The sequence below is a fragment of the Roseibium sp. SCP15 genome, assembly GCF_040329435.1.
GTDB lineage: Bacteria > Pseudomonadota > Alphaproteobacteria > Rhizobiales > Stappiaceae > Roseibium.
In genome coordinates this window covers 70,550-96,429 of sequence record NZ_JBDZYI010000004.1, presented here as the reverse complement: position 1 = coordinate 96,429, position 25,880 = coordinate 70,550, and the positions used below count along the sequence as shown (strand labels likewise).

Annotated in this window: 30 protein-coding genes; 16 read left to right on the top strand and 14 right to left on the bottom strand. The window is 57.1% G+C overall.

The window, feature by feature from the left end:
- Nucleotides 1-39: 39 nt before the first annotated feature.
- The 3 genes from ABLO27_RS20310 (at nt 40) to ABLO27_RS20300 (ending at nt 4,566) form a co-directional block, all read left to right on the top strand.
- Nucleotides 40-2,205: a diguanylate cyclase gene (locus ABLO27_RS20310; RefSeq protein WP_353035221.1), complete on the top strand. Its 2,166-nt coding sequence runs from the start codon at nt 40-42 to the stop codon at nt 2,203-2,205.
- Nucleotides 2,206-2,484: 279 nt separating this feature from the next.
- Nucleotides 2,485-2,898 (top strand): universal stress protein, encoded by a 414-nt coding sequence (locus ABLO27_RS20305; RefSeq protein ID WP_353035220.1) that lies wholly within the window; start codon nt 2,485-2,487, stop codon nt 2,896-2,898.
- 30 nt (nt 2,899-2,928) lie between these two features.
- Nucleotides 2,929-4,566 carry a BCCT family transporter gene (locus tag ABLO27_RS20300; RefSeq protein ID WP_353035219.1) on the top strand — a complete coding sequence of 546 codons (1,638 nt, stop codon included), beginning with the start codon at nt 2,929-2,931 and terminating at the stop codon, nt 4,564-4,566.
- A 100-nt stretch (nt 4,567-4,666) separates the two neighbouring features.
- Here the strand turns inward: ABLO27_RS20300 and ABLO27_RS20295 are convergent, their stop codons facing one another.
- The 4 genes from ABLO27_RS20295 to ABLO27_RS20280 form a co-directional block, all read right to left on the bottom strand.
- Nucleotides 4,667-5,761, bottom strand: a complete 1,095-nt coding sequence (locus ABLO27_RS20295) for a LacI family DNA-binding transcriptional regulator (protein WP_353035217.1) — start codon at nt 5,759-5,761, stop codon at nt 4,667-4,669.
- 115 nt (nt 5,762-5,876) lie between these two features.
- Nucleotides 5,877-6,410, bottom strand: coding sequence for an OmpA family protein (locus ABLO27_RS20290; protein ID WP_353035216.1), 534 nt, complete (start codon nt 6,408-6,410; stop codon nt 5,877-5,879).
- Between the two features lie 44 nt (nt 6,411-6,454).
- Entirely contained in the window at nt 6,455-7,099 is a 645-nt protein-coding gene (locus ABLO27_RS20285) for a L,D-transpeptidase (protein WP_353035214.1), read from the bottom strand.
- Between the two features lie 150 nt (nt 7,100-7,249).
- Entirely contained in the window at nt 7,250-8,155 is a 906-nt protein-coding gene (locus ABLO27_RS20280) for a DMT family transporter (protein WP_353035213.1), read from the bottom strand.
- Between the two features lie 128 nt (nt 8,156-8,283).
- On the opposite strand from ABLO27_RS20280, the gene ABLO27_RS20275 reads away from it, so the two are divergent.
- Nucleotides 8,284-8,739: a methylated-DNA--[protein]-cysteine S-methyltransferase gene (locus tag ABLO27_RS20275; protein ID WP_353035212.1), complete on the top strand. Its 456-nt coding sequence runs from the start codon at nt 8,284-8,286 to the stop codon at nt 8,737-8,739.
- Between the two features lie 35 nt (nt 8,740-8,774).
- Here the strand turns inward: ABLO27_RS20275 and ABLO27_RS20270 are convergent, their stop codons facing one another.
- A complete protein-coding gene (locus ABLO27_RS20270; RefSeq protein ID WP_353035210.1) occupies nt 8,775-9,128 on the bottom strand; it encodes a winged helix-turn-helix transcriptional regulator in 354 nt (117 codons plus the stop codon).
- Between the two features lie 87 nt (nt 9,129-9,215).
- Here ABLO27_RS20270 and ABLO27_RS20265 point away from each other — a divergent pair, with 87 nt between their 5' ends.
- On the top strand, nt 9,216-9,833 hold the full coding sequence (locus tag ABLO27_RS20265; protein ID WP_353035209.1) for a LysE family translocator: 618 nt from the start codon (nt 9,216-9,218) through the stop codon (nt 9,831-9,833).
- Between the two features lie 88 nt (nt 9,834-9,921).
- Here ABLO27_RS20265 and ABLO27_RS20260 read toward each other — a convergent pair whose 3' ends face one another.
- On the bottom strand, nt 9,922-10,161 hold the full coding sequence (locus tag ABLO27_RS20260; protein ID WP_353035207.1) for a hypothetical protein: 240 nt from the start codon (nt 10,159-10,161) through the stop codon (nt 9,922-9,924).
- 189 nt (nt 10,162-10,350) lie between these two features.
- Between ABLO27_RS20260 and chrA the strand changes: the two genes are divergently transcribed.
- Nucleotides 10,351-11,694 carry a chromate efflux transporter gene (chrA, locus tag ABLO27_RS20255; RefSeq protein ID WP_353035205.1) on the top strand — a complete coding sequence of 448 codons (1,344 nt, stop codon included), beginning with the start codon at nt 10,351-10,353 and terminating at the stop codon, nt 11,692-11,694.
- 61 nt (nt 11,695-11,755) lie between these two features.
- On the opposite strand, the gene ABLO27_RS20250 is transcribed toward chrA, so the two are convergent.
- The 3 genes from ABLO27_RS20250 to ABLO27_RS20240 form a co-directional block, all read right to left on the bottom strand.
- Nucleotides 11,756-12,271 carry a MarR family winged helix-turn-helix transcriptional regulator gene (locus tag ABLO27_RS20250; RefSeq protein ID WP_353035203.1) on the bottom strand — a complete coding sequence of 172 codons (516 nt, stop codon included), beginning with the start codon at nt 12,269-12,271 and terminating at the stop codon, nt 11,756-11,758.
- A 190-nt stretch (nt 12,272-12,461) separates the two neighbouring features.
- Entirely contained in the window at nt 12,462-13,604 is a 1,143-nt protein-coding gene (locus tag ABLO27_RS20245) for an MFS transporter (RefSeq protein ID WP_353035202.1), read from the bottom strand.
- Between the two features lie 80 nt (nt 13,605-13,684).
- Nucleotides 13,685-14,689 carry a putative metalloprotease CJM1_0395 family protein gene (locus tag ABLO27_RS20240; protein WP_353035201.1) on the bottom strand — a complete coding sequence of 335 codons (1,005 nt, stop codon included), beginning with the start codon at nt 14,687-14,689 and terminating at the stop codon, nt 13,685-13,687.
- A gap of 169 nt (nt 14,690-14,858) precedes the next feature.
- Between ABLO27_RS20240 and ABLO27_RS20235 the strand changes: the two genes are divergently transcribed.
- Both ABLO27_RS20235 and ABLO27_RS20230 read left to right on the top strand, forming a co-directional pair.
- Nucleotides 14,859-15,659 (top strand): creatininase family protein, encoded by an 801-nt coding sequence (locus tag ABLO27_RS20235; RefSeq protein WP_353035199.1) that lies wholly within the window; start codon nt 14,859-14,861, stop codon nt 15,657-15,659.
- A gap of 237 nt (nt 15,660-15,896) precedes the next feature.
- Nucleotides 15,897-16,835 (top strand): LysR substrate-binding domain-containing protein, encoded by a 939-nt coding sequence (locus tag ABLO27_RS20230; protein WP_353035197.1) that lies wholly within the window; start codon nt 15,897-15,899, stop codon nt 16,833-16,835.
- Nucleotides 16,836-16,872: 37 nt separating this feature from the next.
- Here the strand turns inward: ABLO27_RS20230 and ABLO27_RS20225 are convergent, their stop codons facing one another.
- Nucleotides 16,873-17,808 carry a LysR family transcriptional regulator gene (locus ABLO27_RS20225; protein WP_353035196.1) on the bottom strand — a complete coding sequence of 312 codons (936 nt, stop codon included), beginning with the start codon at nt 17,806-17,808 and terminating at the stop codon, nt 16,873-16,875.
- 135 nt (nt 17,809-17,943) lie between these two features.
- On the opposite strand from ABLO27_RS20225, the gene ABLO27_RS20220 reads away from it, so the two are divergent.
- From ABLO27_RS20220 to ABLO27_RS20185, 8 genes are read left to right on the top strand one after another with little or no spacing between them, the layout of a single operon-like run.
- Nucleotides 17,944-18,855 (top strand): alpha/beta hydrolase, encoded by a 912-nt coding sequence (locus ABLO27_RS20220; protein ID WP_353035194.1) that lies wholly within the window; start codon nt 17,944-17,946, stop codon nt 18,853-18,855.
- A gap of 23 nt (nt 18,856-18,878) precedes the next feature.
- Nucleotides 18,879-19,373, top strand: coding sequence for a nuclear transport factor 2 family protein (locus ABLO27_RS20215; RefSeq protein WP_353035192.1), 495 nt, complete (start codon nt 18,879-18,881; stop codon nt 19,371-19,373).
- 40 nt (nt 19,374-19,413) lie between these two features.
- Entirely contained in the window at nt 19,414-19,860 is a 447-nt protein-coding gene (locus ABLO27_RS20210; protein ID WP_353035190.1) for a nuclear transport factor 2 family protein, read from the top strand.
- Nucleotides 19,861-19,875: 15 nt separating this feature from the next.
- The gene (locus ABLO27_RS20205; protein ID WP_353035189.1) at nt 19,876-20,415 is read left to right on the top strand and encodes a nuclear transport factor 2 family protein; all 540 of its coding nucleotides are present in this window, start codon (nt 19,876-19,878) and stop codon (nt 20,413-20,415) included.
- A gap of 28 nt (nt 20,416-20,443) precedes the next feature.
- Nucleotides 20,444-20,815 (top strand): nuclear transport factor 2 family protein, encoded by a 372-nt coding sequence (locus ABLO27_RS20200; protein WP_353035187.1) that lies wholly within the window; start codon nt 20,444-20,446, stop codon nt 20,813-20,815.
- Between the two features lie 9 nt (nt 20,816-20,824).
- Nucleotides 20,825-21,481: an SDR family NAD(P)-dependent oxidoreductase gene (locus tag ABLO27_RS20195; protein WP_353035185.1), complete on the top strand. Its 657-nt coding sequence runs from the start codon at nt 20,825-20,827 to the stop codon at nt 21,479-21,481.
- A 20-nt stretch (nt 21,482-21,501) separates the two neighbouring features.
- Complete coding sequence (locus ABLO27_RS20190; RefSeq protein WP_353035183.1) at nt 21,502-21,897, top strand: nuclear transport factor 2 family protein; 396 nt, start codon at nt 21,502-21,504, stop codon at nt 21,895-21,897.
- On the top strand, nt 21,894-22,496 hold the full coding sequence (locus ABLO27_RS20185) for an NAD(P)H-dependent oxidoreductase (protein ID WP_353035181.1): 603 nt from the start codon (nt 21,894-21,896) through the stop codon (nt 22,494-22,496). Before ABLO27_RS20190 ends, ABLO27_RS20185 begins: the two co-directional genes overlap by 4 nt.
- A 114-nt stretch (nt 22,497-22,610) precedes the next feature.
- Here the strand turns inward: ABLO27_RS20185 and ABLO27_RS20180 are convergent, their stop codons facing one another.
- From ABLO27_RS20180 to ABLO27_RS20165, 4 genes are read right to left on the bottom strand one after another with little or no spacing between them, the layout of a single operon-like run.
- Nucleotides 22,611-23,321 carry an ABC transporter ATP-binding protein gene (locus tag ABLO27_RS20180; protein WP_353035180.1) on the bottom strand — a complete coding sequence of 237 codons (711 nt, stop codon included), beginning with the start codon at nt 23,319-23,321 and terminating at the stop codon, nt 22,611-22,613.
- Complete coding sequence (locus ABLO27_RS20175) at nt 23,321-24,052, bottom strand: ABC transporter ATP-binding protein (RefSeq protein WP_353035178.1); 732 nt, start codon at nt 24,050-24,052, stop codon at nt 23,321-23,323. Before ABLO27_RS20175 ends, ABLO27_RS20180 begins: the two co-directional genes overlap by 1 nt.
- Nucleotides 24,049-24,975: a branched-chain amino acid ABC transporter permease gene (locus ABLO27_RS20170; protein WP_353035176.1), complete on the bottom strand. Its 927-nt coding sequence runs from the start codon at nt 24,973-24,975 to the stop codon at nt 24,049-24,051. The genes ABLO27_RS20175 and ABLO27_RS20170 overlap by 4 nt, the downstream gene beginning before the upstream one ends.
- Entirely contained in the window at nt 24,972-25,835 is an 864-nt protein-coding gene (locus tag ABLO27_RS20165; protein ID WP_353035174.1) for a branched-chain amino acid ABC transporter permease, read from the bottom strand. Before ABLO27_RS20165 ends, ABLO27_RS20170 begins: the two co-directional genes overlap by 4 nt.
- Nucleotides 25,836-25,880 lie beyond the last annotated feature (45 nt).

The following is a 25,880-nucleotide window of genomic DNA, read 5'->3' as shown; positions in this document are numbered from 1 at the left end:
ATACGTATGACAATCAACGACGATAGAGCAGGACTTGCCATGGCTGGGAGTATTAACCTGGATCTGGAACAGTCGTTCGGCGACCTGAACGAATGCGTTCTGATTACCAATTCGACCAGAACCATATTGTTCGCCAACAAGGCCATGGAAAAACTGCTTCGCGAAACGCGGGAAAATCTCGTCGGCTCAACAACCGAACGCTTCTTCGCCGACAAGGAGCAATTCGAAAAGATGGGCGAGCTTTACAACTCGCCCGCAGATCAGCGTCACCGGAAGGCCTACTCGATCAAGCTGCAACGCGGAGACGGCACCTCGGTTCCGGTTGAAGTCGTTAGCGCTCCCTTGTTTGATTCCGGCCAGAACCTAACCGGCCTTTTGTTCATTGCCCGTGACGTCAGCGACCGCATGGCGCTTGAGACCAAGCTCAGCGACATCGCGCTCACACTGGAAGATGCGCTGGATGCGGTGTCCGAGGGCTTCGCCATTTACGACAATGACGACCGCCTGATCCTTTGCAACGACAACTATCGCGACATCTACGCCCATTCCGCTCCGGCCATTTTTCCTGGCAACCGGTTTGAGGATATTCTCCGCTTCGGCCTGAACAGAAAACAGTATGAAACGGAGGGAATGGAAGACGAGGAATGGCTTGCAGATCGGCTTGCCAAGCACCGGGAAGCGGATGGCGCCATTGTCGAGCAGCAACTGCAGGACGGCCGCTGGCTGCGCATCTCTGAAACCAGAACCCGGAGCGGCGGCATCGCCGGTATTCGCGCAGACATCACGGAGATGAAGGAAGCCAAAGCCCTAGCTGAGAAGGCTTACAGGAACCTTCACCTGATGGCTGACAGCATTTCTGCATGCGTGGGTGAAGTCGACATTGAGGGAAAGTGCCAGTTTCTCAACAAGACCGGCTGCGAATGGTTCAATGCTCCGCGTGCGGACTTGATAGGCACCCGCCTTCGGGACCGCCTGCCGGAGAGCGAACGCGCCTGCATCCAGGAACTGTTCATGAGAGCCCTGAAAGGACAAAAGGCTTCAAGGGAACTCAGTATTCACTATCCCGACGGCATAACCCGGGTCAGCCAGATGGACTGCAGTCCGCGTATCAACAATCGCGGCGAGGTTGAGGGACTGGTGGTTCTGGTAACCGACATCACGGACCGGAAAAACACCGAAACCACCCTGGCCGAACTTTACGCGATCACATCGACCCGCGAACTCGGGCACGAAGAAAAGATTGCCGAAATCCTGAGGCTGGGTTGCGAGCACTTCGACACACCGTTTGGCATCATCAGCCATGTTGTCGAAGATCATTACACCATCACTCATGCGCACAGCCCGAACCGAGAGCTTGTTTCAGGCACATCATTTCCGCTCAAGGACACTTACTGCATCCTGACTTTGGATGCGAACGAACCGATTGCAACGGCAAATGCCGCGAATTCCGAGTTCGCCAAGCACCCCTGTTACGAGATTTTCGCGCTTGAGACCTATATCGGCGCTCCGCTGCTCGTCGACGGAATAGTCCACGGCACCATCAATTTCACAGCGCCGGATATCCGCAAGCGCTCCTTCACACCGGCTGACATTCAGATCGTGCGCCAGTTTGCAGACTGGATCGGGCACGAGATCGCACGCCAGCGCGATCATCAGGCACTCATGGACGCAAAGATCAATCTGGAGCGGGTCGCCAGCATTGATGATCTGACCCAGATCCTCAATCGCCGCGCATTTCTCGAACGCGCCAACACCGAGATCCAGCGTTACCGCAGAAGCAAACAACCCTTCACCGCGGTCATGATGGACATCGACCGTTTCAAGCAGATCAACGACCGTCATGGTCACGCGACCGGAGACGAGATCCTGAAGAAATTCGCCGACACCGTCAGCGAAGAACTTCGCACGGTTGATGTTTTCGGACGGGTTGGCGGTGAGGAGTTCTGCCTGATCCTCTGCAACGCCGAAACGGAAGACGCCCTGAATGTCTGCGAACGGTTGCGACTGAAAATCCTCAGCGAATGCCAGCTTGACCGGGTCGAACAGACGGTCACCTGCAGCATGGGTCTGGCCACGACCACGCGGGACGACATCGAGTTCACCTCCCTGATGCAAAAGGCCGACACAGCGCTGTATGAAGCCAAATCCACCGGACGCAACAGGTGCGTAGCCTTCAAAGGATCCAGGGTGACTGAGGCGTCCTGAGCGCAGTTACCGCAAGGCACGAACATCACACCGTTCGCCGAATCTCCGTCCGGCCTCGAACTTTAAGCTCGACCTTAGTATAATGCGCGATACGTCGCCTCGAAGCGCACGCATGCCGTTCTTTTGACGTTTCAAGGCCACATCTAAAGTATCTTTCTGTCGTGTAGAGCGGATAAAAGCGCTAAACCAAAAAAATTCTAATAATGCGCCCCCTCTGCAAGATCATCGCCGAGGCAAAGACTTCTCTTTGACTTTTCAGGCCCGATCAGGGAGGAAATTTTGTTCAGTAGAATTCTCATTCCGATTGACTTGAACCATGCAGACAAGCTCGAGAAATCCGTATCTGCAGGAGTAAATCTGGCCAAGGCCGAAAAAATACCAATCGTTTTCACAGCTGTTGCTTCCACAGTGCCAAGCGCACTAGCGCACACCCCGGACGAGTTCCGCGCCAAATTGAACGCCTATGCGGCGTCCCAGGCTGACAAGCATGGTGTTTCAGCGTCCGGCCATGCGGTTTTCGCACATGATCCTGCAGCCGAACTGGAAGACGCTCTTCTCAAGGCGATTGACGAGACCGGCGCCGACCTAGTCGTCATGGCAACGCACGTGCCGAACATGGCTGATCGCTTATGGCCGTCAAACGGCGGACGCATCGCTTCACATGCGGACATTTCCGTCTTTCTCGTCCGGTAACAGATTTCTCGAACAATAAGGAACGCTCCCATGAGCGATGAAACTTCCAATCAGGGCATTCGCGACCCGGAAGGTGCCGCCAATGTCATTGAGACCGACTATGAAATCGGTCAGGACAATATCGAAACCAATGTCGGCCCCTTCAATCTCGACATCCACAATCCGGTTTTTCTCGTATCCGGCCTGACCATCGTCGCCTTCGTCTTTCTGACCCTTGCGTTTCAAAATGAAGTCGGTCCGGTTTTTGACGCCATGCGCAAATGGCTGACGTCAAATCTGGACTGGTTCTTCATCATTTCAGGCAACATTTTTGTTCTTGTCTGCCTGGTTTTGATCGTATCCCCTTTCGGGAGTGTCCGCATTGGCGGCAAGGACGCGGCGCCCGACTACACATACTTCGGCTGGTTCGCGATGCTGTTCGCCGCCGGAATGGGCATCGGCCTCATGTTCTTCGGCGTTCTGGAACCGGTCTATCACATGGCCTTTTCGGAGCCTGTCGGCGTGCCTTCGCCCTTCGATGCCGACGGCAACCTGATTGAGGAGAACGTCGCGGCGGCCAAGGCCATGGGCATGGCCGCGACGATTTTCCACTGGGGTCTCCATCCCTGGGCAATCTACGCCGTCGTCGCTCTGGCGCTGGCGCTGTTCACCTTCAACAAGGGCCTGCCGCTCACCATGCGCTCCGTGTTCTATCCGATTTTCGGTGAACGCACATGGGGTTGGCCAGGACATGTCATCGACATTCTTGCGGTATTCGCGACCCTTTTCGGTCTGGCAACATCCCTCGGCTTCGGCGCGCAGCAGGCCAATGCAGGCCTGGAGTTCGTCTTCGGCATTCCTGTCAGCAACACCGCACAGGTTGTCCTGATCATCGGCATCACGATCGTTGCACTGGTCTCCGTATTGCGCGGCCTGGACGGCGGCGTGAAGGTGCTGTCGGAAATCAACATGCTGATTGCGGCATTGCTGCTTCTGTTCGTGATTTTCGCGGGTCCGACCAGCGCCCTCGTTTCCGGCTTCATCAACAACATCACGGCCTATGCGCAGGAAGTCATTCCGCTTTCCATGCCATTCGGCCGGGAAGATGACGGTTTCCGCCAGGGATGGACATCCTTCTACTGGGCATGGTGGATCTCCTGGTCGCCATTTGTCGGCATGTTCATTGCGCGCGTCAGCCGTGGGCGGACCGTGCGCGAATTCGTGGTCTGCGTCCTGATCATTCCGACGCTCGTCTCGGTCATCTGGATGACAGCATTCGGCGGCACTGCCATCGAACAGGTCCTGACAGTCACCGGCAGCCAGGTTCATGAGCACGTGATCGCCAGCTACAGCCCCGAATTGTCTCTCTTCGGCATGCTGGCAGACCTGCCACTGGCATCGATCACGTCCTTCATCGCCATCATCCTCGTGATCGTGTTCTTCGTCACATCATCCGACTCCGGATCGCTCGTCATCGATACGATCACGGCGGGAGGCAAGGTGGATGCACCGGTTTCCCAACGGGTGTTCTGGTGCACTTTCGAAGGTCTGGTCGCAATTGCGCTGTTGCTCGGAGGCGGACTGGGCGCGCTCCAGGCCATGGCCGTTTCAACCGGCTTCCCCTTCACGATCGTGCTGCTGATGGCATGCTACGCGATCTTCAAGGGCCTCAAGGACGAACCCCGGTAAAGCCAAACACGAATTGCCTCGGGGCGGCCTGCCGCCCCGGGGGTGTTTCAGATCTGACTGAAACATTCGTCTGCTGGTCTTTCGCGATTCGTGAGAAGATTTAGTCGGCGTCCAGCTTCGGTCCGATCCGCACACCCGGCGGCGGCGAGCTCTCCCGGATGCGCAATTCCGGTTCGATGACAATCGGCTTGTTGGGAACACGGTCCCCGGCGATCTGCCTAAGCAGTGTCAGAGCCGCCAGCCGGCCGATCTTCTCGGGCTGATTGGCCACCGTGGTAAGCGCCGGCGTTCGCGCATCGGCCCCATCAATGTCATCGTAACCGGTAATGGCAATGTCCGGACCAGGCTCAATACCCGCCCTGCGCAGCGTCGTCATCATGCCGAAAGCCACCAGATCGTTGAAGCCAACGATTGCGGTCGGCCTGGGATCGGCTTCTAGGATTGTCGGTACGGCGGCGCGCCCGTCGGCCTGGGTCATAAGCTCCGGCAAGTCAATCTGAATGCCCGGATCCAGACCTGCCTCGATCAGCGCCTTTCGCCATCCTTCGTTGCGCAAACGACCGGTAGAACTTTCGCGGCGCCCGCCAATCATGGCGATATCTTTATGGCCCTGCTCAATCAGATGCTTGGTGGCAAGATAGGTTCCACACATATCGTCACCGCGCACGCAGGGAGCCCACACACCTGGCAATTCCCTGGCCACGAGCGTGACCGGAATGCCTTGATCGACCAGCCTGTTGATCTCTTCCGCGGACGTCCCGACCGAAGGACACAGGATCAAGCCATCCGCGCGGTGCTGCAGCAGCGTATTCACAAAAGCGCGCTGGCGCTTGGTATCATCCCTGTGGTTACAGATGAAAATCATCTGTCCCTGTTGTTCCAGCACATCCTCAAGCGCGGAAAAGACCTCTGCAAAATAAGGATTGAGAATGTCATGAACGGCGACGCCGACAATCTGGCTGCGGGAGGTGCGCAACGAGGCTGCGGAGCGGTTGTAGATGTAACCGATCTCCTGCGCCGTCTGCTTGACCTTTTCCCGGGTCTCGTGGGCCACAAGCGGACTGTCCCGCAGAGCGAGAGAAACAGTAGCAGTCGAAATCCCCAGCTGGTCGGCAATATGCCCGAGCGTAAGCCGTTTTCCGGGTTTGGGGGGCAATTCCGGTGACGGTGGCTTGGATCCGTTGTCTTCTGACATTCAATGTTCTCAATACCGCGGCGCGACAGGAGCACTCGTTATAGCTCTCTCCCATCGAGGTAAACAGATAAATGTTTTATGTCCAAACCGATACGTTGATTGGATCAGACTGAAATCAGCGTTGTTGCGGGGCAGACTCGTCGAACTCTTCCCGGAGATTGACCACCACTCTACGGTTCTGGGACTGACAGGTGATGTCGTCACAATCCGTAACCGGACGCTCAATACCGTAGCCCTTCACCCAGACCCGATTGGGGCTGACCCCAAGGCTGATCAGCTCGGTCATCACGGCATTTGCCCGTTGCGTGGACAATGTCTTCTGCGTGGCTTCGCTGCCACCGTCATCCGCGTGGCCCTGAACCTTCACCAGCCATTTCTTGTTATTTTTCAGCCACTTCGCCTGATTTTCAATCGTCATGCGGGCTTCGTCGGTGACAACGGCCGACCCTTTTTCGAAATAGACCCGGCGCCCGACGTTAATGATGAATTCCTCTTCCGATCCCGGGCCGACGTTGACGAACCCGGCCGCGGTCGCATTGGTCACGTCCGGTGTGGTGAGGCTACCGGCGCTGTTACAGGACGCAAGTCCAATCCCGCAAAGAAGCGCGATAGCCGCGCTCTGGCCTATCCGGCCGAAAAAACTACCCAAGGAATCCCCCAATTACCCTTTATGGCAAATCCACAGCGCCGGAATTACCCGGCGCTGGCACCCAGATGCTCAAGAATCAGCACTGCCGTGCCTTTCGGGCAGCGCTGATAAAGATCGATGATGTCCTCAGGCAGCATTCTGATACAACCGCTGGAAACGTCATGACCGATGCTCCACGGCTCAAGCGTACCGTGCAACCTGTAGCCAAGGTCGCGTCCATCCCTGTAGAGATACAGCGCTCTCGGCCCCAGCGGATTGTTGGCAGCCCCGCCTTCCACCTTGCGTGGCAGATCGGGTTGGCGTTTCAACATCTCCGGTGGCGGCACCCAGCGCGGCCAGAGCGCCTTGCGATCAACTCGTGCCCGGCCGTACCATTTGAATCCCTCACGGCCGACACCAACGCCATATCTGAGCGCCGTGTTGTTTTCCCAGATCCAGTAAAGGAAGTGATTGGTTGTATCGACAACAACGGTGCCCGGTGGCTCGGGACTGAAGTATTTCACCATCTGCCGGCGCCATACCGGCTTGATCCGGTTCATGTTGGTCCGGCGATACTGATACCCGTTATCCGGCTGATACCCGTTGAAATACGCATCCGCAGCGGCGCTGGCTTTTGCCACATGAGGCAATGCAAGCGTACCCGCGACTGCGGCTGCTCCTCCCAAGAACTTACGGCGATCAAGTTCCATCCCATTCCTCCTAAACAGGCTGGCGACCAATTCCTTCAGGCGGCCCGGCGCCAGGCGGTATTAAGACTGAAAGTCGCCCGGCCCGTCAACAGCTGTCCTGGCATTGACTTGAGAAACACCGATCCAGAGCATTTTCACCCACCAGCCGGCTTATATTCCGCGCACGCGCTCACGATAGAGGATGTATAGGCCTGAGCCGACGACAATCGCGGCCCCCACCAGCGTCGTCACAGTCGGCACGTCTGAGAAGATCAGGTAGCCAAGAGCGATCATCCAGACAATCTGAGTATAGATAAACGGAGCCAGAACCGGAGCCGGAACCATGCGATGCGCCATGATGAAGAGGAAATGGCCCCCACCACCAAACGCCCCGGTTGCGAACAAAAGCACCCAGGTCCAGACATCCTGAGGCATGACCCAGACCGAAAGTCCGGCCGGTGCCATCGCGATCGCTGCCACGATACCGGAAATGATCAACATTCCGGCCGAGCTGTCGGTGGTGGTCAGCTGCCGGGTCAAAATCGCGTAGGTGGCATAAAATGTCATTGCGGCAACGGAATAGATTGCCGCCCAGTGCATTCCCCCCATACCCGGCTGCGTCACCACAAGTACACCGGCAAATCCGACGATAATGGCGATCCAGCGTCGAAGTCCGGCCCATTCACCCAGCATCGGCCCGGCAAGCGCGGTGATCACGAAGGGAGCGGCGAACATGATCGACATCGTCTCGGCCAGCTGCAGGTAGCGAACGGCCAGAAAGTTGAAAATGGTCGTGCCCAACAGACAAAATGCCCGTATTCCCTGCAGGAAAGGACGCCTGGTTTTCAGCAGAGACGGCGTTTTCCAGACCTGGAACAGAACAAACGCAAGCAAAACGTGACTGACAAAGCGCATCCACACAATCTGCAATGTCGGCAAACTCGCAGACAGATACTTTGCAATCGCATCCAGCACCGAGAAGCACAGGCATGCCAGAACGATAAGTGCGATACCGGCGAAAGGAGCCACCGAAACGGTGGGTCCTGCGGCCAGGCGTTCCCGACTGTACTGCGCCATTGGCGACGGCCCTTTTCCAAGATCATCCGTGGATGAATGGATTGAGAAACGGACTTTCCGGCTGAAAATGTCCGGTTGCGATAAGATTGACCACCCGCTACTGATGACACAGGAAAGCAGGGACAAAGATGCCAGTTGCAGAGATTGAAACGTGGCTGGGGCGCCTGACCATCCATGAAACAGACGGCGCAATAACCCAATTACAATGGAACGGGCCGTCAGGCCAAGAAGAAACACCATTGCTGCAGGAAGCCATTGCGCAACTCGAGGCTTATCTCGATGGTCGGCTGAAGGTTTTCGACCTGCCCCTGGCACCGAAAGGCGGAGAGCTACATCAGGCCGTGTTCCGGGCAATGCTCGCAATTCCTTACGGTGAAACCAGAACTTACGGCGATGTCGCAAGGGAGTTGAACACCTTCGGACAGCCCGTCGGGCAGGCCTGCGGCGCCAATCCGATCCCCATCATCATTCCCTGTCACAGGATTCTGTCGGCAAACGGACTGGGCGGCTATTCCGGCGATGGAGGAACCGATACGAAAATCGCCCTCCTGAAAATGGAGGGCGGTTTCCCGTTTCTGCTTTGACGATGGATGTCGAGTTTCGACCGGCCTGAGCCCTGTCAGGTGTCGCCGCTCTCAGGATCCGGCAGTTCTTTCGCCCATTCCTTGGCCCATGCTCCCAATGGCACAAGTTGATCGTATAGCTCTTTCCCGAGCGACGTGGACACGTATCCATCCGGGCTGCGCTCGATCAGCTGAGCCAGCCTGAGTTCCTTGATCCGCTGGTTCAGGACCGCCGGCGAGATCGTCTCGCACTTGTCCTGAAGCTCACGGAATGTGCATGGCTCGTTTTCACGAAGGGTCCACAGGACACCCATGGCCCATCTGCGACCCAGAAGGTCGAAAAGGGCCATGATCGGCGCACCGCTTTTGGATCCGCGAACCGGTTTCCCTGGATAGGGGATTTTTGTCATGTCATCGCCACTATGTTTTTAATAGCAAATCTGCAACTTGCATGCTATGCAATACATAGCACACATTTTCGTCCCAAGGAGTTGAGGGTGAGCTACGAACTTTGGATAACTTTTGTTGCTGCAAGTGCAGCCCTGCTTGCAATCCCCGGCCCAACAGTCACGATCGTCGCCGGATACGCGCTCAGCAGCGGAAGGTCTGCAGCCTGGGCAACCGTGCCCGGTGTGGTTCTGGGTGATTTCACCGCGATGACCGCCTCCCTGTTGGGGGCAGGTGCAATACTGGCGACGTCCGCGACGCTTTTTACCGCTCTCAAACTTGCCGGTGCAGCATATCTGATCTGGCTTGGCATCAAGCTCTGGCGTGCAAAGACACAGTTCAGCATGGACGCCAACGCCGGGGCGCCACAATCGAAACGGTCAATCTTCTGGAACTGTTATCTTGTGACTGCCCTGAACCCGAAGGACATCATGTTTTTCATTGCCTTTGTACCGCAATTCATCAACACCAGCGAACCGGTTCTCCCGCAACTGATCATCCTTGAATTCACGTTCTTGGCGATGGTCGCCGCAAACATTGCGCTTTGGACGATCTCCGTCGGCCATCTGCGGTCGAGCATCATCACGTCGCGCCGCATGAGGCTGATGAACCGGATTGGGGGAAGTTTTCTGATCGGAGCAGGTGTTCTGACAACCGCCACCCGGTAGCCCGGGATGCTCCGCTCTCAGGTGGCGCGACCTGGCGCCACCTTTGGAGATTGCATGAGTGAAGAAGCGCTCCTCGAGAGCCGCTTTTTTAGAAAATGATAAACCCGAAGAAGACCACGATAGCAGCCATGGCACTCCAGATCAGGAACTCCCTGAAATGTGCCTGACGCGACCTGATCTCCATCCAGCTTCTTTGCCGCGGGGAAGGCCACATGCCGAACTGCGGACGACTGAAGGACGCACTTGACGCCTGCTTAAAGCGGCGACGTAACTCTGCCGCTTTCTGGGCACCACGTTCCTCATTAATCGTCTGATACCTCGCAACCATCTCAAACATCTCCATCCTTGCTGTTTGGGATGCCAAAAGAAGTAGGTTGCCCCTGCGTCCATTACAAATGAGCGATTTGTAATCTTTGAACGACGCAATTTCCGATGGCGAATGCAACACCAGGAACCCGTCTTGCAGCATTCACAAAGAACACGTAGGAAACGGGATCTTCTGAAAGCAGTTCTCCTCATGCAAACACCACAAGCTTCGAACGAAACCATCCCGGCCGGGGAAATCACCCAGCCCTCTCTCGCCGAGATGACACGGGTCTCGCTGAAGGTCGGCCTGCTTTCCTTCGGAGGACCTGCAGCCCAGATTTCGGTCATGCATCAGGAGTTTGTCGAGAACCGCAAATGGTTGTCTGAAGACCGGTTCCTGCACGCGTTGAACTACTGCATGTTGCTGCCCGGGCCGGAAGCCCAACAACTTGCCACCTATTGCGGCTGGCTCAGTGGACGCACGCTCGGCGGCCTGATCGCTGGACTGCTTTTCATCTTGCCCGGCGCACTCGCCATGGGCATCGTCAGCTACGTTTATGCAGCCTATGGCGACACCACCCTCATCTCGGCCATCTTTTACGGAGTGAAGGCCGGTGTTCTGGCTATCGTGCTGCAGGCTCTGTCGAAAATAGGCCGGAAGGCTCTCAAAACCCGGCTTTCATGGCTGATCTGCGGCCTTTCCTTCTGCGCCCTGTTTTTCTTCTCCATTCCTTTTCCCTTCGTCATTATCGGCGCAGCTCTGATCGGTCTCCTTTTCGCCCGCGCACCGGAAAGCGCGCCAGAGGAATCCGCGTCACATGCAAAGCACGCCTCGATAGCCGGAACGGTCCGGACACTGCTCGCAGGTTTGGTGATCTGGGGAACTCCGCCGCTTGCCGCAGCTCTTCTTCTCGTCCCCGGCAATGTCTTTGCCGAGGTTGCCGAATTCTTCTCGCTGCTCGCAGTTGTCAGTTTCGGTGGCGCCTATGCTCTGCTCAGCTATATGGCCCAGGTTGCCGTCGAAACGAAATCCTGGCTCTCCGCCGGTGAGATGCTTGACGGCCTGGGCCTTGCCGAAACAACACCCGGCCCGCTCATCCTGGTCACCCAGTTTGTAGGCTTTCTTGCCGGCTGGCGCGATCCCGCACCGTTCTCGGCTCCCACCGGCGCAATTCTGGCCGCTGCCATGACGACATGGGTGACATTCACGCCCAGCTTCCTCTTCGTCCTCGCCGGAGCGCCATGGATGGAAAAGCTGCGCGGTAACAAGAGACTGGCCAAGGCACTTTCGGCAATCACCGCGGCGATTGCCGGAACCATCCTGAACCTTGCCATCTGGTTCGCAATCAATGTTCTGTTTGCGGAGACGAACACCCTTCAGCTCGGGATGTTGGACCTTCTTTGGCCCAATCCACAAAGCCTCGACCCTATCCTTGCCGGCATAGCGATACTGGCCGCTGTATTGGTCTTTGTCGCGCGGCGCGGCATGGCGACAGTGCTGATAACGACAGCCGTTCTCGGGTTCCTGGTCAAAACCATGCCGCTCTGGAGCTGATGGGAAGTCAGCCACTCATTTAAACGCGACGCATCAGATCCGATTGACCTTGTTCGCGATCTCAGGCGGCGGTGAGTTCTTTGTTCTTGCCGCTGGCTTCAGGAGCGTCGTCCTCAAGATCAGCTTCATGCTCCGGATCATCGTCCACCGAAACCGAGAGATTCTTCTCAACCTGCCGCAGGAGCTTGCGCAACTTCTTGCGGTCCTTGTCATCAAGACCAGACATCGCTTCACGCTCCAGCCGTTTCCAGGCCTTGTCCACGGAGGCGACCAGATCCCGGCCCTCATCCGTCAGATAGACACGCGCCAGACGCCCATCCGTGTCGGAGACGCGGCGGCTGACATAACCCTGACTGGACAGACGGGTCACCATTTTGGTGACGGTTGGCGGCTGAACGCCGAGTGCCAGTGCAAGTTGGCTCATTGTCCGTCCATCGGAGTCGGCAAGCACTTTCAGCACCAGCTCCTGCCCCGGATGCAATCCTATCCGCATGAGATGGGCTCCGGAGCGGGCACGTTGCGCTTTTGCCGCCTGCACCAGACGAAAAGTAATGCTCTTCTTGTAGTTAAAAGCCATCGCCCCTACCCGTACCCAATTCAATTCGAATCAAAAACTTCAGTAATGTGGCGCAACCCTAACGAGGTTATTTAACCGTCAAATGACAGTTCGCAAAAAATACATGTTTTTCGAAACAGGACTTTGGGTTGAAGGCACTTTCCCATCTAAGCAATCCGGATATCGACCATTGCTTAGCCGGGAACAGTCCTCAGGCCCGCACTTTTAGCGATGCAGCCAGGAACGGAAGCGCCAGGGTCAACAGGGCAACAACTGCGAAGGATGCCCTGAGCGAAAACGCATCTCCGACAAATCCGAGCAAGGGCGGTCCGAACAGGAAAGCTCCGTAGCCAAGCGTCGCGACGGAGGCGAGCGCCACCCCCTTCGACATGTTCTGATCGCTCGCCGCGCGTGACATGGCCAGCGGGAAAAGAACCGCGTAGCCCAGCCCCATGATGAAACAGCCGGCCCAAACCGCCCAGATATTGATGCCGGAGATCAGCAAAAGACACCCCAGGAATGCAACCACCCCACTGAGACGCGCAACAGGCACGGGGCCGAAACGGGCGATCACCTTGTCACCGGACAACCGCATGATCACCATCGCAATGGAAAAAACGGTGAATGCTGTCGGCGCGATCGCTTCGGAATAGCCAAGGTCCTCGATCTGGTAGAGCGCTGCCCAGTCGGTGACAGCCCCTTCACCAAGCGCCGCACACAGGGCCATCAGTCCGACAAGGACGAGCGCCCCCCTGGGCACCGCAAACAGGGGTGCCTTCTTCTTGGTATCGCTTGCCGGTTCAGCTTTCGGCCAGGCTTGACGGTAAAACCAGACCAGAAACGGAACGGAAAGAGCGCTCCATAGTCTAAAGTGTTCTGAAACACTTAGGTCGAGCTCGATCGCGAAACCACCGGCGGCAGCTGCAAGCCCGGCCCCAAGACTGTAGAGGCCATGAAATGAAGACATGATCGGACGGCCGAGGCTCGTTTCGACCTCCGCCCCCCAACCGTTCATGGAAACGTCAAGCCCACCGAAGGAAAATCCGGCCAGGAAAAGCGCGACAGTCAGGAACGGCGTTGTTGGAGCCAGGCCGACGGCCAGGAAACTGACAGCTGTCGCCGCGGCGAGGAACTTGGCAACCGGTGCTGCCCCGAGACGGTCTACCCAATGCCCCGTAAACGGAAAGGCGACAAATGCACCACAGGCCATGACAAGCAGCAACACCCCGAAACCGCCTTCATCCAGACCGGTTGCGGCCTTGATGTCCGGGATGCGCGATGCCCAGAGACCAACGAAGGTTCCGCACATGAAAAAGATCGCCGAGACGACCCGGCGTGCGGCAATAGCTTGCATGTCATGACCTGAATTCTGGGGCGCCTAGTGCCCGGTAAGACGCTCCTTTTGTCACGCCTTTCCGGCTTTCTCAAGCGCAATCAGGCCACGAGGGCGTTGAACAGGGACTGGGCGTCATTTTCACTGTTCGCGGCTTCCAGATAGGCAGCGATTGCATTTGATCTTTTCAGAGAGTCGTCGGAACTGCCCTCTTCTGAGGAACCTGAAGAGTTTGCGGAAGTGTTTTCTTCTGCTTCACCGTTTTTGGCCTGCGCTTCGGATCCACCATCCGGGTTCCCTCCAGCCTCCGGAGAGGCCGGACCGGTGCTGTCCTCGTCCTCGCCTTTCAGTTCCTTGGCCTTTTGCTGTCGCAGCTCAGCCTGTGCCTCGCTCAGCTGCGATCGGGCTTGCTGCGCCACCTTCAGATCCTGGGAAGAGGGTTCGGCCGGCGCAGTTGCTGCTCGAATGACAATCTGCATCTTGCGGATCGTGGCCTCTGGCGTCCGTTCTTTCGCGGTGTCGATTTGAACCTCTCCACCAATTGCGTAACGCTTGCCGTCCGGTCCTTGCTGGAAAGTGTAGGTAGGTGCGCTCGCATAGGCTCCGCCCACCCGAGCGTGCGCCTGCTCGTGAGCACGGACTTCGCGATCCCGCTTGGCAAGTTCCTTGACCTGCTTTTCCTCCGCTTCGTTCAGACCATCGCCGTCAGAGTCCTCTTCCTTTTCAGAATCTTTCTGTTGCGCAGGCTGAGCAGCGGTCGCACTCTGGCCACTGCCACCTGCGGCAGCGCCGGTGGCCGATCCCTGATTTCCGCCCGCCTCCTCGGCATTGTCATTGTCTGACTGCGCTTCGGAACCCGAAGCAGTTGAACGGCCCTTGGACGTTTCCGATTGATCGGCTTCCTGTAGCGCCAGCACCGCTTGAGGTGTCAGAACCGGAACACCCCTTGCCTGACGCGCGGAGTTGCGTGGACTTGCCAGGCTTTCGCGCGCACTTGCCCCGTCCCGGTCGGAGGAAGTTTCTCCAGTACCAGGTCCCGTATCACCGGCGACGCCGTTGTTTCTCAACAGATTGGCCGGTGCATTGGACAAGAGCGCGCCAATCATTGACCGCATTTTCGGGAAAAGACGTCAGCAATTTCTTAACGCTGGTTAAGACATCCCTATCATTTGTTCGTGATCAACCGCTGTAACCACCTTTCAACCGATCCCCTTGTCAGAGCTGTGTTGCTATGCCAAGCAAATCCGGCAATCGCCTCCAAGACAGGATCAAGCAATGCTGCCCAAGCGTTTCTGGCACGACATGACGACAACCGACTTCCAGGCCCCCAACCGCAAGAACTGGATCGCTGTCTTGCCTGTGGCGGCAATTGAACAACACGGCCCGCATCTTCCACTCTCAACGGATACCGCCATTGCGGAAGGTCAGATCAACCGCGTGCTTGAATTGCTTCCAGATAGCTTGCCTGTCACTTTTCTTCCCATTCAGGCAGTCGGCAAGTCGGATGAGCACATATCTTCTCCGGGCACGCTTACCCTTTCCTGGGACACCGTTACCCGTTGCTGGATCGAAATCGGTGAGAGCGTCAGGCGAGCCGGAATTCGAAAAATGGTGCTGATCAATTCCCACGGCGGCAATGTCCCCATTCTCGACATCGTCGCCCGGGAACTCCGGGTCAAGCACGACATGCTGGTTACGGCGACAAACTGGCTGCGTTTCGGCCAGCCGGACGGGCTGTTTCCGGAAGACGAATTTTCCTACGGAATTCACGGCGGAGATATAGAAACCTCCTTGATGCTGCACCTGCGACCGGACCTTGTCCGCATGGATCAGGCGGAAGACTTCACATCAGAGCAACAACGGTTCCTGCGGGAGTTCAAGCACCTCCGGGGCCACGGCAAAGCCCAGTTCGGCTGGAAGGCACAGGACCTCAACCCGACCGGGGCGCTCGGCAATGCATCCATGGCAACCGCCGAGAAGGGCCGCAGATCGCTGGATCATGCGGCCAGAGGCTTCATTGAGTTGCTTGAGGATGTTGCAACTTATGATCTGGATCGGCTTTGGCAGGAAGAATAGTATAACAATTGACCCGCTGGACAAAATATATCCTCAAACCAACGAGGCAAGCTTACCGACACGTAAGCAGAAAAACCCAGTACAGGGGCATCAGAACAGAAATGAGTGCAGTAAAAATCGACTAAGGAGCACTTTATTCTGCATCAGACTAAATCCTATATTTCATGCAGTTGACCTAGCTCCAATTAAGAGACACAGTAATCACGATTTTTTCCGGAGAACGGCTCTCGTCCAACAATGAATCTGTCAATTCGGCAACTGGCGACTTTTCGCGAGGTGATGCGCAGTGGATCGATTTCCGAGGCAGCCCGCACTCTCGGCCGGACCCAACCGGCCGTCAGCTCGACCATTGCCGGGCTGGAGACCGAGCTTGAACTGAAGCTATTCGTCCGCGAACAAGGCCGCCTGGTCCCGACACCGGAAGCCGAGTTTTTCCTGGAAGAAGCCGAAGCCATCCTGAGGCGACTGGAGATTTCGAAGCGCACTCTGCGTGGTCTGGCCAATCGCGAACACGGACAGCTGCGGATCGTCGGCACACCGGAAGCCGTTGTCAGCTTTCTACCCGATAGCCTGTCTCGCTTCCTGGCAGACAAGCCGAGTGTAAAAGTCGCGCTTGTCAGCCGGGCCCCGTCCGAAATTGAAGAACTTATCGCTGCCAGACAATTTGATATCGGGTTTTCCGAAACACCGTTGGTCCGCAATTCCTTCGATCAGATCGATTTCGATCTGGAATGCATGTGTGCGGTACCTGCGACCGATCCGCTGGCATCAAAGGAAGTCATCACTCCTGCGGATCTCGACGGCTATCCGCTGGCGATGCTCCATTCCGAACACCGGAGCCACAAGCAGGCGCTGGCGCGTTTTCACGATGCCGGTGCAAACTTCAATCAGCGCTTCGAGCTGCGGTCCGCCTATCCTGGCCTCAGGTTCGTGGAGGCAGGTCAATGCGCGCTCATCTGCGACATGATCACTGCGTACAAGGCACAGGAAGCTGCGGGAAACCGCAACGGCCCACCCATGATCGTCTTTCGGCCATTTCGCCCGCGCATTCAAAACAGTTTCTCCATCCTGACACCGGCGCATCGGCCGAGTTCCATCGTCGCCAAGGACTTTTGCGATTTCCTGTCGAGCGAAGTTGCCGAAATCCGTTCGGCCATGATCACCAACGGCCTGTAAGGTCACCTCCAGCTTCCGTTGTTGATGAAAGACGACGTCATCCGACAGTCGATGACCTTTCAGTTGCTCCCCTTCCTTCGGTTTCCGAGCTGTTCCGAAGCAGATCCAGAAACAGTCTGAGCGCAGTCATGGACCGGTACTCGCGCGGAAAATAGAAGTAGAAACCGGGTGTGTGAGACTGATGTTCCTGCAGTACGGGCACAAGACTTCCGTCAGCAATTTCCTGCGCAACATAATCATGCAGAACGAAGATCAGCCCCTCACCGCGCCGAGCAGCATCAACAGCCACCGGGAGAGAGTTGACGATCAGCTTTCCGGATACTTCAACGACGTAGTCTCCGTCATCGCCCTGAAAGTTCCAGGCCGCGAGCCGCCCCGAACTATGAAAGCGATAGCGGATACACTCATGCGAGAACAGATCCTCCGGAAGCTGGGGTTTGCCTTGGCGCGAAAAGTAATCCGGAGCCCCGACCACAGCCAGCTTCATCCGGGGTGACAATCTCACCGCCACCATGTCCTGCGCTACAATATCTCCCAATCGAATGCCGGCATGCATCCCTGCCTCGAGAATGTCTTCGAGCGCATCCGTCAGCGACAACTCTATATCGATTTCAGGATAGGCCGCCCGGAACTGGGGCAAGGTTTTTGCGACCAGCAGGTGATAGGCAAACTCCGGGATCGCCAGTTTCAAGGTGCCGCGGGGTTCGTGTCCGGTTGCCCGGGCACTTTCAACAGCATCCGATATCTGATGAAACGCAGGTGCCGTCCCCTTCAACAGGGCCCGACCAGCCTCGGTCAGATTGATTGACCTTGTCGTGCGAATAAACAGCGCGGTTCCGAGGCGTTCTTCCAGGCTTTTGAGTTGGTGGCTGACCGTGGACGGCTTGAGGCCCAATGCGTCCGCAGCCGCCTTCAGGCTACCGTACTGGGCAATCGCGGTGAAGATCTCCAAGGTCGCCAGAGGAAGTCGCATGTTGTCCCGCAAATCGGTTTTATTATTAGATTTGATACATGAATGTACTGCTATTTCTGGATATTATCAAAAACAGAGCACCTAACTAGATTTCCCTCATAGCTTTCAAACGGCAAGCTCCATGAGGAAATATCAATGGGCAAGCAGCACCTAGACCTTCAGAACACTCCGGAAATCAGCGGCATCTCTGTGCAAACAGTCCGGTTTCCAAGCAATGGAAATGAGTTGAAGGGAACTCTCTTCGTACCGGCCGGCCAAGTCGACGCCCTCCCGGCCGTAATCGTCACTGGGGCCTGGACGACCGTCAAGGAACAGATGGCCGGCACCTATGCGCGTGAACTGGCTTCGAGAGGCTTCGTAGCGCTTGCTTTCGACTTCACCGGCTGGGGTGAAAGCAGTGGCACCCCACGCTATGTCGAGAACCCGGAAGTCAAAACCGCAGACATTCATGCTGCATCCCGTTTCTTGGCCGAACTCGACCTGGTTGATGCTTCTCGGATTTCCGGACTGGGTGTTTGCGCCTCATCCGGCTACATGGCCTCGGCGGTTGCAGACAGCGACCTGCTGGCAAAAGTCGCGCTGGTCGCGCCTTGGCTCCACACACCCGAGATGGCTGAAGGTATCTACGGCGGTGCAGAAACAGTCGCCTCACTGATCGCCGCCAGCGAAGCTCCCGGGGCGGCAGAAACCGTCCTCTTGGCAGCAAGCGCGACAGATCAGAAGTCGGTCATGTTTCAGGCGCCTTACTATACTGAAGAGGACCGGGGCCTGATTTCCGAATATGACAACCGTTTTTCCATCGCGAGTTGGAAGCCCTGGCTCACCTATGACGCCCAGACTTCCGCCGATCGTCTTACCAAACCGATCCTGTTGGTTGGCTCTCCTTCCATCGCACTTCCTGCTGGTGCAGCAGCTTATGAAGACCGCACCCGGGCTCCTTTGGAGAAGCTCTGGCTCGGCGAAGATGTAACCCAGTTCGACTTTTACGATCGCAAGGACGTCGTCAGAACGGCGTCTGACGCCGTGGCCGACTTTCTCAACACATAATCAGAAACACCGGGAGCAGCACGATGAAGACTTTCGCTCGAACAGCAACCTTGGCAGCAGCACTTTTGGCAGGAGCAAACGCAATGGCCGCTTCACCAGACGAAAACATCAAGGTCGTGCAGGACTTTTTCGCCGCCTATGGCGCAGGAGATCTGGAGGCGATAGCAGCTGTCATGGACGAGAATGTCCAATGGCACATCCCAGGCCGCCACCCGCTTTCGGGAACCAAAAACGGCCGCGATGAAGTCCTGGCATTTTTTGAACAACTCGGCACAGCTGGCTTCAAGGCCGATCCGATCTATTTCGGCGCGGACGAGACCCATGTGGTGGACATTCACCGCGGCTGGTCCAACGCAGACGGCAAACCCAATGTCGACACGACATGGGCCCTGGTCTACCGGATCGAGAACGGCAAGATTGTCGAGGCCACAAATCTCAGCGCCGATCAGGACGCCGCCAACACGTTCTTCTGGTCGCAATACCAGCTGGCTCCGGTGCCTGAGCGCCTTGCAAGGTAATCGCCCTTTTCACTCAAAAGCTTCAGACGGGGACTGACTCATGTCTCAAGACATCATCAATGCCGTAGTGCGTTTTTTCGAGGCCGTCGACAACCGTGACTGGGTTGCGGCAAGGACCTTCATGAACGATCCGATGCGTCTGGATTACTCCAGCTATGGCGCTGGTCCAGCTGCCGATTTGAGGCCAACAGATATCCTGCATGGCTGGCAACAAGTCCTGCCTGGCTTCGACGCCACACAACACCAGTTGGGTCCACTGATCATCGAAGTTGAAGGTCCCGAGGCGCATGTCCGCGCCAACGTCACTGCAACACATCGGATAAGTGAAGCGGCAGCGGGAGAGCTTTGGACCGTATTCGGCAACTATGAAATCGGCCTTACGCAAACCGCCGAAACCTGGCGGATTTCCTCATTGACCTTTTTGTTCAAGTACCAGAGCGGCAACACCGAACTGCCTGCACTCGCACAGAAGCGCATAGCCGCCTAATCGAGGATCGTACTCATGAAAGCAATCACTACCGTCGCGCTGCTTCTGGCAGGCGCCACCTCCGCTGTCGCCGATATCTCCGACGAACAGCAGGTGCTGAACGCAATCAACAATGTCGGCTACTATGCCGACCAGGGAGACTGGGACAGGGTCGCCGCTCAGTTTCATCCGGACGGGGCGGTGCTCGACTACACCTCCTACGCCAATGCATCTGCTGGCACGTCCTCCGATCTACCGACCCTGCTGCCAGCGGAAATCGTGGGGGCATGGCAAACCGTGCTACCGGGTTACGACCGCACACATCACTTGATGGGCACCGAAAGCGTGAGCATCGACGGCGATCGGGCAACCACCACGTCCAACATCTACGCCACTCACATTCTGGAAAACGAGGGCGAGGATACCTGGGTCTTTATCGGCGACTACCAGCACGAACTGATCAGGACCGGTTCCGGCTGGAAGATAACCTTCATGCGCGCCAACCTCCGGGCTCAGCTTGGCAATCCCGAGCTCCCAGCCCTCGCGATGGAACGTGTCAAGGCCGAAGCCCGGTAACACAACACAACGTGAGGAGCGTGATCCAATGCTGAAACGGTGTCTAGTGACGCTCTTGCTCTCGGTGCAACCAGTAACGGCAGACGAGCTGCCTGCTGCGATTGCCTGCTACGAGAGCAGCACAAACGAAATGAACATCGATGCCTACATGGCCTGTTTCATTCCGGACGCCACGATGATCGATGTCTCGCGCGAGTTCCAGGGTCATGACGCCATCAGGGCATGGGCCCTGCGAGAAGTGATCGCCAACGGGGAAACCTTCAAGCATCGAAAGATACTGGAGACGTCAGAAGGTTTCGCCAAAACGGAAGTCAACTGGCTGTCCTGGGTGGTTCATTACTCCTACTGGTGGAACCCGGAAGGAAAGATCACCCGAATGTCCCTTCAATACGCAGACTGAGTGTTCATCATGAAACGCGCACTGGTAACAGGAGCCAACCGGGGGATTGGCTTCGCAATAGCTATAGGCCTCGCGGTGCAGGGCGTCGAAGTCATGCTGGGAGCTCGCGACCTTGCGGCCGGCAAGGTGGCAGCGCGCCAAATTGGCGCTTCGGCTCTGGAACTGGATGTCGCCGATCCGAACAGCATTGAAGACGCTGCCAAAGCCGTCGGACAGATTGATATTCTGGTCAACAACGCCGGAGTTTTGGCTTACGGCAACTTCTTGCAGGACGCCGAAGAATTTCGCAGATCCATGGACGTCATGGTTCATGGACCGTACCTGCTGATGCATCATCTGGTCCCGCACATGATGCAAAGGAACTATGGCCGGGTGGTCAATGTCTCCTCCGGTTGGGGAGCCTTCTCAGATGGCGTGTCAGGCCCTGGCGCGTACGGTGCGGCCAAGGCAGCTCTGAATGCCCTGACCGTCGCCACAGCCCGTACATTGCCTCCCGACGTGAAGGTCAATGCAATGTGCCCGGGTTGGGTGCGCACCCGCATGGGCGGCGCTTCGGCGTCGCGTTCTCCCGAACAAGGCGCGGATACAGCGATCTGGCTTGCAATGCTGCCGGACAATGGTCCAACCGGCGGTTTCTTCCGCGACCGCAAGAAAATTCCCTGGTGAACAAGAGCGAGACTGCCCCGATGAGCAATGAAGCTGCGATGAGAGCTTTCATCACCGACTGGTTCCAGCGCTTTGATCGGTTGGATCCTCCAGAGGCTTTTCTCGAGGATCTCGATCCGAATGTCGAATGGAACATGCCCGACGTCTCGGTGTCCTTGAGCGGACATGAACGCTTTCTCGATTGGTACGCGGGCGTTCTGGAAAGTTTTGAAGCGCCCACAGAACACCATGTCAGCAAGATTTCAGCTGGCAGGAGCAGCGCAGATTTTGAAGTCCTGTTCCGCGCCCGTCTCAAGAATGGCAGCTGCGTCGAAATGAAGGTTCGTGAGCAATGGCAGTACGTCCTGCGGCCGGATGGGCAACCGCTCATTACCCGTTACAGCGCAACACCCGTCAAAGAAGAAAAAAAACAATGAAAACACTCGTCCTTACAGCACATCCGGACCTGTCAAAATCTCAAATCAACCGGCAGTGGTTCGACGCACTGGCCTCGGCTCCCGGCGTCACCACCCGTGATCTGAGCAGAATTGGCGGCCCCACCATGACATTCGACCTGGAAATCGAGCAGGCATTGTTGCTCGCACATGAGCGAATTGTGTTTCAGTTTCCGTTCTACTGGTACTCCGCGCCACCCGTGTTGAAGGCCTGGATGGATCAGACGCTTGGCAACGGCTTTGCCTATGGCCCGGGCGGCGACAAGTTGAAAGGCCGCGAACTCGTCATCCTCGTCTCGACCGGCGGCCCCGCCGACAGCTACCACGCGGGCGGTTACAACAATTTTTCGATGGATGAGTTGCTGAAACCGTTCCAGCAGACCGCCTTGCTGGCCGGCATGACCTACCTGCGGCCGTTTGTTTTTCACGGCATGGCTGTGGCTGATGCAAAGCGGATTGAAGCAAGCGTGTCGGAAATGCTCACTCACATCACCAATCCCGAACTCGACCCGAAGGTCAAGCTGTCACGGCTGCTGAAGGAAATCGAAGAAAATTCAGGTGAGGTTGAGACTGCAGCCTGACAGCTAAACGTTGTTTATTTGCAGCTCCCGGCATTGGATACCAGCGCCGGGAGCCACGCCCTGACCGCATCACTGTCTTCAACAAGGCAGGGTCAAGAGATCAGGGGCCCGAACTCAGGTTCCGCCCAGATAAGCCGCCTGCACGGCTGGATCGTTCAACATTGCTTCTGCGGAATTCTCTCCGGTGATGACACCGTTCTCGATCAGATAACCCCGGCCTGCAATTGCCAGGCTCTGCTTGGCGTTCTGTTCGATCAGCAGCACACCCATGCCGCTTTCCTTGATATGGGCGAGGCTTTGGAACATTTCCTGGCACAGCAACGGTGACAGACCCAGCGAAGGCTCGTCCAGCATCAGGATCTTCGGATCCGACATGATCGCCCGGCCAATCGCAACCATCTGCTGCTCGCCGCCCGACATGGTCCGGGCAATCTGGTTCCGCCGCTCCGCGAGCTTGGGAAAGAGTTCAAGCACGGTTCTCAGGTTCTTGTCCTGCTTTTCACGCGCCCTCGGAAGATAGGCTCCCAAAAGCAGGTTTTCCCATACGGTCAGGTCACCGAAAATACCGCGCCCTTCCGGCACGAAGGCAATGCCGGCCTCTACGACCCCATCGGATTTCAATGCCCGCAGATCGCGACCATCCAGACTGATGTCGCCGTCCACCTTGCCTTCGCTGATCCCGGCAATTGCCCGCAAGAGCGAGCTCTTGCCCGCCCCGTTTGCACCGAGCATGACCACGATTTCACTCAAGTCCACTTTCAGGCTGACACCGTGAAGTGCCTGATGCAGGCCATAAGCCACAGTGAGGTTGCGTATTTCCAGCATCAGCCCTCTCCCAGATATGCCCGGATGACAGCCGCATCCGAAAGAACCTCAACCGGCGTACCTTCGGCGATCTTCCTGCCCGAATTGATCACGACACACCTGTCGCACAGCGACCGGATCGCATCCATCACATGTTCCACCAGAATGATTGTCCGGCCCTCCGAGCGGAGCGATCCGATAAGGTCTATGCCAGTGCGCAATTCGGTCGGGTTCAGTCCGGCAAGCCACTCGTCCAGCAAAAGAACTTCCGGCTCCCCGGCAAGTGCGCGTGCGAGTTCGAGACGCTTCTGATCAATGTAAGTCAGGCTGTCGACGCTCAAGCCGATCTTGTCTGCAAGCCCAACCCGCTCCAACAGGCTTTCGGCAAACTCCGTGACCTCGCGTCCCCAGCGCCTCTTGTGACCGAAGACACCGCCTGCAATGACATTCTCGCTCAAACTCAATCCCGGCAGGATCCGCACAAGCTGAAAGGTTCGTGACACACCGAACCTGGCGTTCTCGAAAGTCTTGGCCCTTGTCAGCTCATGACCATTGAGAACTATTGAGCCGGATGTCGCCTTAAGGGCACCGGAAATGAGGTTCATCGTGGTTGATTTTCCGGACCCGTTCGGCCCGATCAACCCCATCACTTCATGCTCTCTCACGTCGAATGAAACAGCGTCCACCGCAACCAGGCCGCCAAAGCGCTTGGTCACATCCCGGACAAAAAGAACAGGCTCGCCCGGGGTCATGCCTCACCTCGCTTCAAGAATTTTTCTGCCAGACCGACAACACCGTGCGGAATGAAATAGACAATCAGCAGGAAAGCGATCCCAAGCGCCATTGTGGTGGCATTCGGGAGATAGATCGTGATGACCTCCCATAAGAGCGTGAACGGAATCACACCGAGGAGAGGCCCCCACAGGCGGTGAATTCCTCCCAGAAGCGCCATGATCACGACCAGGAAGCTGAGTTCCGGAGAAAAGACCACATTCGGTTCGATGTAGTAGTAACGAGGAGCAACCACGGCACCGACCAGAGCGGCAAAGAAGCCGGTCGTCATGAACAGGATAACCTTGGCTTGCGCGGTGTCGATGCCGACATGCTGGGCGACCTGCTCGTCATTGCCGAGAATGCGCAAGGCAAATCCCAATCGCGACCGGCCCAGCAGCCATCCGAACAGAAATACCGCTGCCGTGATCGCAAGCAGCATCCAGTAAATGTGCACCTCGGTCAGGTCCGTCAGAACGTAAAGACCGCGGGAACCAAGGAAATTGTTCTGCACCCAGCTGACGAGATTGCGGATCATCTCCGCAAGGCCAAGCGTGAAGATAACGAAATAGACGCCGGAAAGACGCAAGGTGACGAGTCCGATCAGCGCGGCCAGGATGGTCGCGACAATCGGTGCGATCACCAGCATGGTCCAGTAACTCTGCTCGTAGTCGCTCATGCCTGTTCCGACCAGGTATCCGCCGACACCGAAGAAGGCGCCCGTGGACAGGGCAATGTATCGTGTCGGGCCGGAAAACAGCGCCCAGCTGGTGGAAAGCGCGGTATACATCAGGACATAGACGGCCACAGACAGCCAATACCCATCAACCAGGAGCGGCAGCACAGCCGCAGCCGCGACAATCGGCACGCCCAGAACGAGCGGCAGCAGGTTTGACTGCGTCATGCGGCCCTCCGCCCGAAAAGGCCCTGTGGGCGGAAAAGAAGAATGAGCAGGAAGATCAGATAGGCCGACGCCAGCGTCAGGCCCGGGTCGATCAGCGTTGCAACCGCGGATTCCACCATTCCGAGGATAAGCGCGGCAATGATGGAACCGCGGATATCGCCGACGCCGCCCATGATCACGATAATCAGCGCCTTCATGGTGAAGATCACACCGACGGAGGCATCCAGCGTGATGAAAGTCGAGACCAGAACGCCGGCAACTCCCGTGACCATGCCGCCAACGGCGAAGGCGAGGGCCGATACCCGGTCGACATTAATCCCCACCAGACCGGCCGCTTCCGGGCTGACCGCAACCGCGCGCACAGCCAATCCGGCTCTCGTCCGGTTGAGCCAAAGATAAAGCCCGCCACCGATCAGCACCGCGAAACAGAAGGCGACCAACCGGTTCAGGGCAACCGTTGTGCCGAGCAGCGCAACCGGCGAGGCCAGAAACGAGTAGGTGAAATACTCCGAGTGGATGGACACCATCACGCCGACGAGAAAGAAACTCATGCCGAATGTGGCAAGAATCGAATCCACCTCCAACTGCCCCTGATTGGCGGAGCGGCGCACCAGAGGTACCAAAAAGACCCTGTAGACCGCCCAACTGCCTGCAAAACCCAGTATGGCGACAGCAAAAAGCGTCACCAGCGGGCTCATGCCGGTGGTGGTGAAAACCCAGAACGCGGCCAGAGCCCCAAGCACCAGAAGTTCACCATTGGCAAGGTTCATGATGCGGGCGACCCCGTATTGCAGATTGAGCCCCATGGCGATGAGCGCATAGGAGCCCCCCAGCAACAGGCCAGAGATCACGATGTCCATCGTGCTTTTACCTTTCTCGGAATTGGGTGGGCCGGCTGGTGTTGC

What these genes read in the sequence shown, in the direction of transcription:
- ABLO27_RS20310 (WP_353035221.1), top strand. Translation starts at nt 40, where the DNA reads ATGGCTGGGAGTATTAACCTGGATCTGGAACAGTCGTTCGGCGACCTG.
- ABLO27_RS20300 (WP_353035219.1), top strand. Translation starts at nt 2,929, where the DNA reads ATGAGCGATGAAACTTCCAATCAGGGCATTCGCGACCCGGAAGGTGCC.
- ABLO27_RS20295 (WP_353035217.1), bottom strand. Translation starts at nt 5,761, where the DNA reads ATGTCAGAAGACAACGGATCCAAGCCACCGTCACCGGAATTGCCCCCC.
- ABLO27_RS20285 (WP_353035214.1), bottom strand. Translation starts at nt 7,099, where the DNA reads ATGGAACTTGATCGCCGTAAGTTCTTGGGAGGAGCAGCCGCAGTCGCG.
- ABLO27_RS20280 (WP_353035213.1), bottom strand. Translation starts at nt 8,155, where the DNA reads ATGGCGCAGTACAGTCGGGAACGCCTGGCCGCAGGACCCACCGTTTCG.
- ABLO27_RS20275 (WP_353035212.1), top strand. Translation starts at nt 8,284, where the DNA reads ATGCCAGTTGCAGAGATTGAAACGTGGCTGGGGCGCCTGACCATCCAT.
- ABLO27_RS20270 (WP_353035210.1), bottom strand. Translation starts at nt 9,128, where the DNA reads ATGACAAAAATCCCCTATCCAGGGAAACCGGTTCGCGGATCCAAAAGC.
- ABLO27_RS20260 (WP_353035207.1), bottom strand. Translation starts at nt 10,161, where the DNA reads ATGGTTGCGAGGTATCAGACGATTAATGAGGAACGTGGTGCCCAGAAA.
- chrA (WP_353035205.1), top strand. Translation starts at nt 10,351, where the DNA reads ATGCAAACACCACAAGCTTCGAACGAAACCATCCCGGCCGGGGAAATC.
- ABLO27_RS20250 (WP_353035203.1), bottom strand. Translation starts at nt 12,271, where the DNA reads ATGGCTTTTAACTACAAGAAGAGCATTACTTTTCGTCTGGTGCAGGCG.
- ABLO27_RS20245 (WP_353035202.1), bottom strand. Translation starts at nt 13,604, where the DNA reads ATGCAAGCTATTGCCGCACGCCGGGTCGTCTCGGCGATCTTTTTCATG.
- ABLO27_RS20240 (WP_353035201.1), bottom strand. Translation starts at nt 14,689, where the DNA reads ATGATTGGCGCGCTCTTGTCCAATGCACCGGCCAATCTGTTGAGAAAC.
- ABLO27_RS20235 (WP_353035199.1), top strand. Translation starts at nt 14,859, where the DNA reads ATGCTGCCCAAGCGTTTCTGGCACGACATGACGACAACCGACTTCCAG.
- ABLO27_RS20230 (WP_353035197.1), top strand. Translation starts at nt 15,897, where the DNA reads ATGAATCTGTCAATTCGGCAACTGGCGACTTTTCGCGAGGTGATGCGC.
- ABLO27_RS20225 (WP_353035196.1), bottom strand. Translation starts at nt 17,808, where the DNA reads ATGCGACTTCCTCTGGCGACCTTGGAGATCTTCACCGCGATTGCCCAG.
- ABLO27_RS20220 (WP_353035194.1), top strand. Translation starts at nt 17,944, where the DNA reads ATGGGCAAGCAGCACCTAGACCTTCAGAACACTCCGGAAATCAGCGGC.
- ABLO27_RS20215 (WP_353035192.1), top strand. Translation starts at nt 18,879, where the DNA reads ATGAAGACTTTCGCTCGAACAGCAACCTTGGCAGCAGCACTTTTGGCA.
- ABLO27_RS20210 (WP_353035190.1), top strand. Translation starts at nt 19,414, where the DNA reads ATGTCTCAAGACATCATCAATGCCGTAGTGCGTTTTTTCGAGGCCGTC.
- ABLO27_RS20205 (WP_353035189.1), top strand. Translation starts at nt 19,876, where the DNA reads ATGAAAGCAATCACTACCGTCGCGCTGCTTCTGGCAGGCGCCACCTCC.
- ABLO27_RS20200 (WP_353035187.1), top strand. Translation starts at nt 20,444, where the DNA reads ATGCTGAAACGGTGTCTAGTGACGCTCTTGCTCTCGGTGCAACCAGTA.
- ABLO27_RS20195 (WP_353035185.1), top strand. Translation starts at nt 20,825, where the DNA reads ATGAAACGCGCACTGGTAACAGGAGCCAACCGGGGGATTGGCTTCGCA.
- ABLO27_RS20190 (WP_353035183.1), top strand. Translation starts at nt 21,502, where the DNA reads ATGAGCAATGAAGCTGCGATGAGAGCTTTCATCACCGACTGGTTCCAG.
- ABLO27_RS20185 (WP_353035181.1), top strand. Translation starts at nt 21,894, where the DNA reads ATGAAAACACTCGTCCTTACAGCACATCCGGACCTGTCAAAATCTCAA.
- ABLO27_RS20180 (WP_353035180.1), bottom strand. Translation starts at nt 23,321, where the DNA reads ATGCTGGAAATACGCAACCTCACTGTGGCTTATGGCCTGCATCAGGCA.
- ABLO27_RS20175 (WP_353035178.1), bottom strand. Translation starts at nt 24,052, where the DNA reads ATGACCCCGGGCGAGCCTGTTCTTTTTGTCCGGGATGTGACCAAGCGC.
- ABLO27_RS20170 (WP_353035176.1), bottom strand. Translation starts at nt 24,975, where the DNA reads ATGACGCAGTCAAACCTGCTGCCGCTCGTTCTGGGCGTGCCGATTGTC.
- ABLO27_RS20165 (WP_353035174.1), bottom strand. Translation starts at nt 25,835, where the DNA reads ATGGACATCGTGATCTCTGGCCTGTTGCTGGGGGGCTCCTATGCGCTC.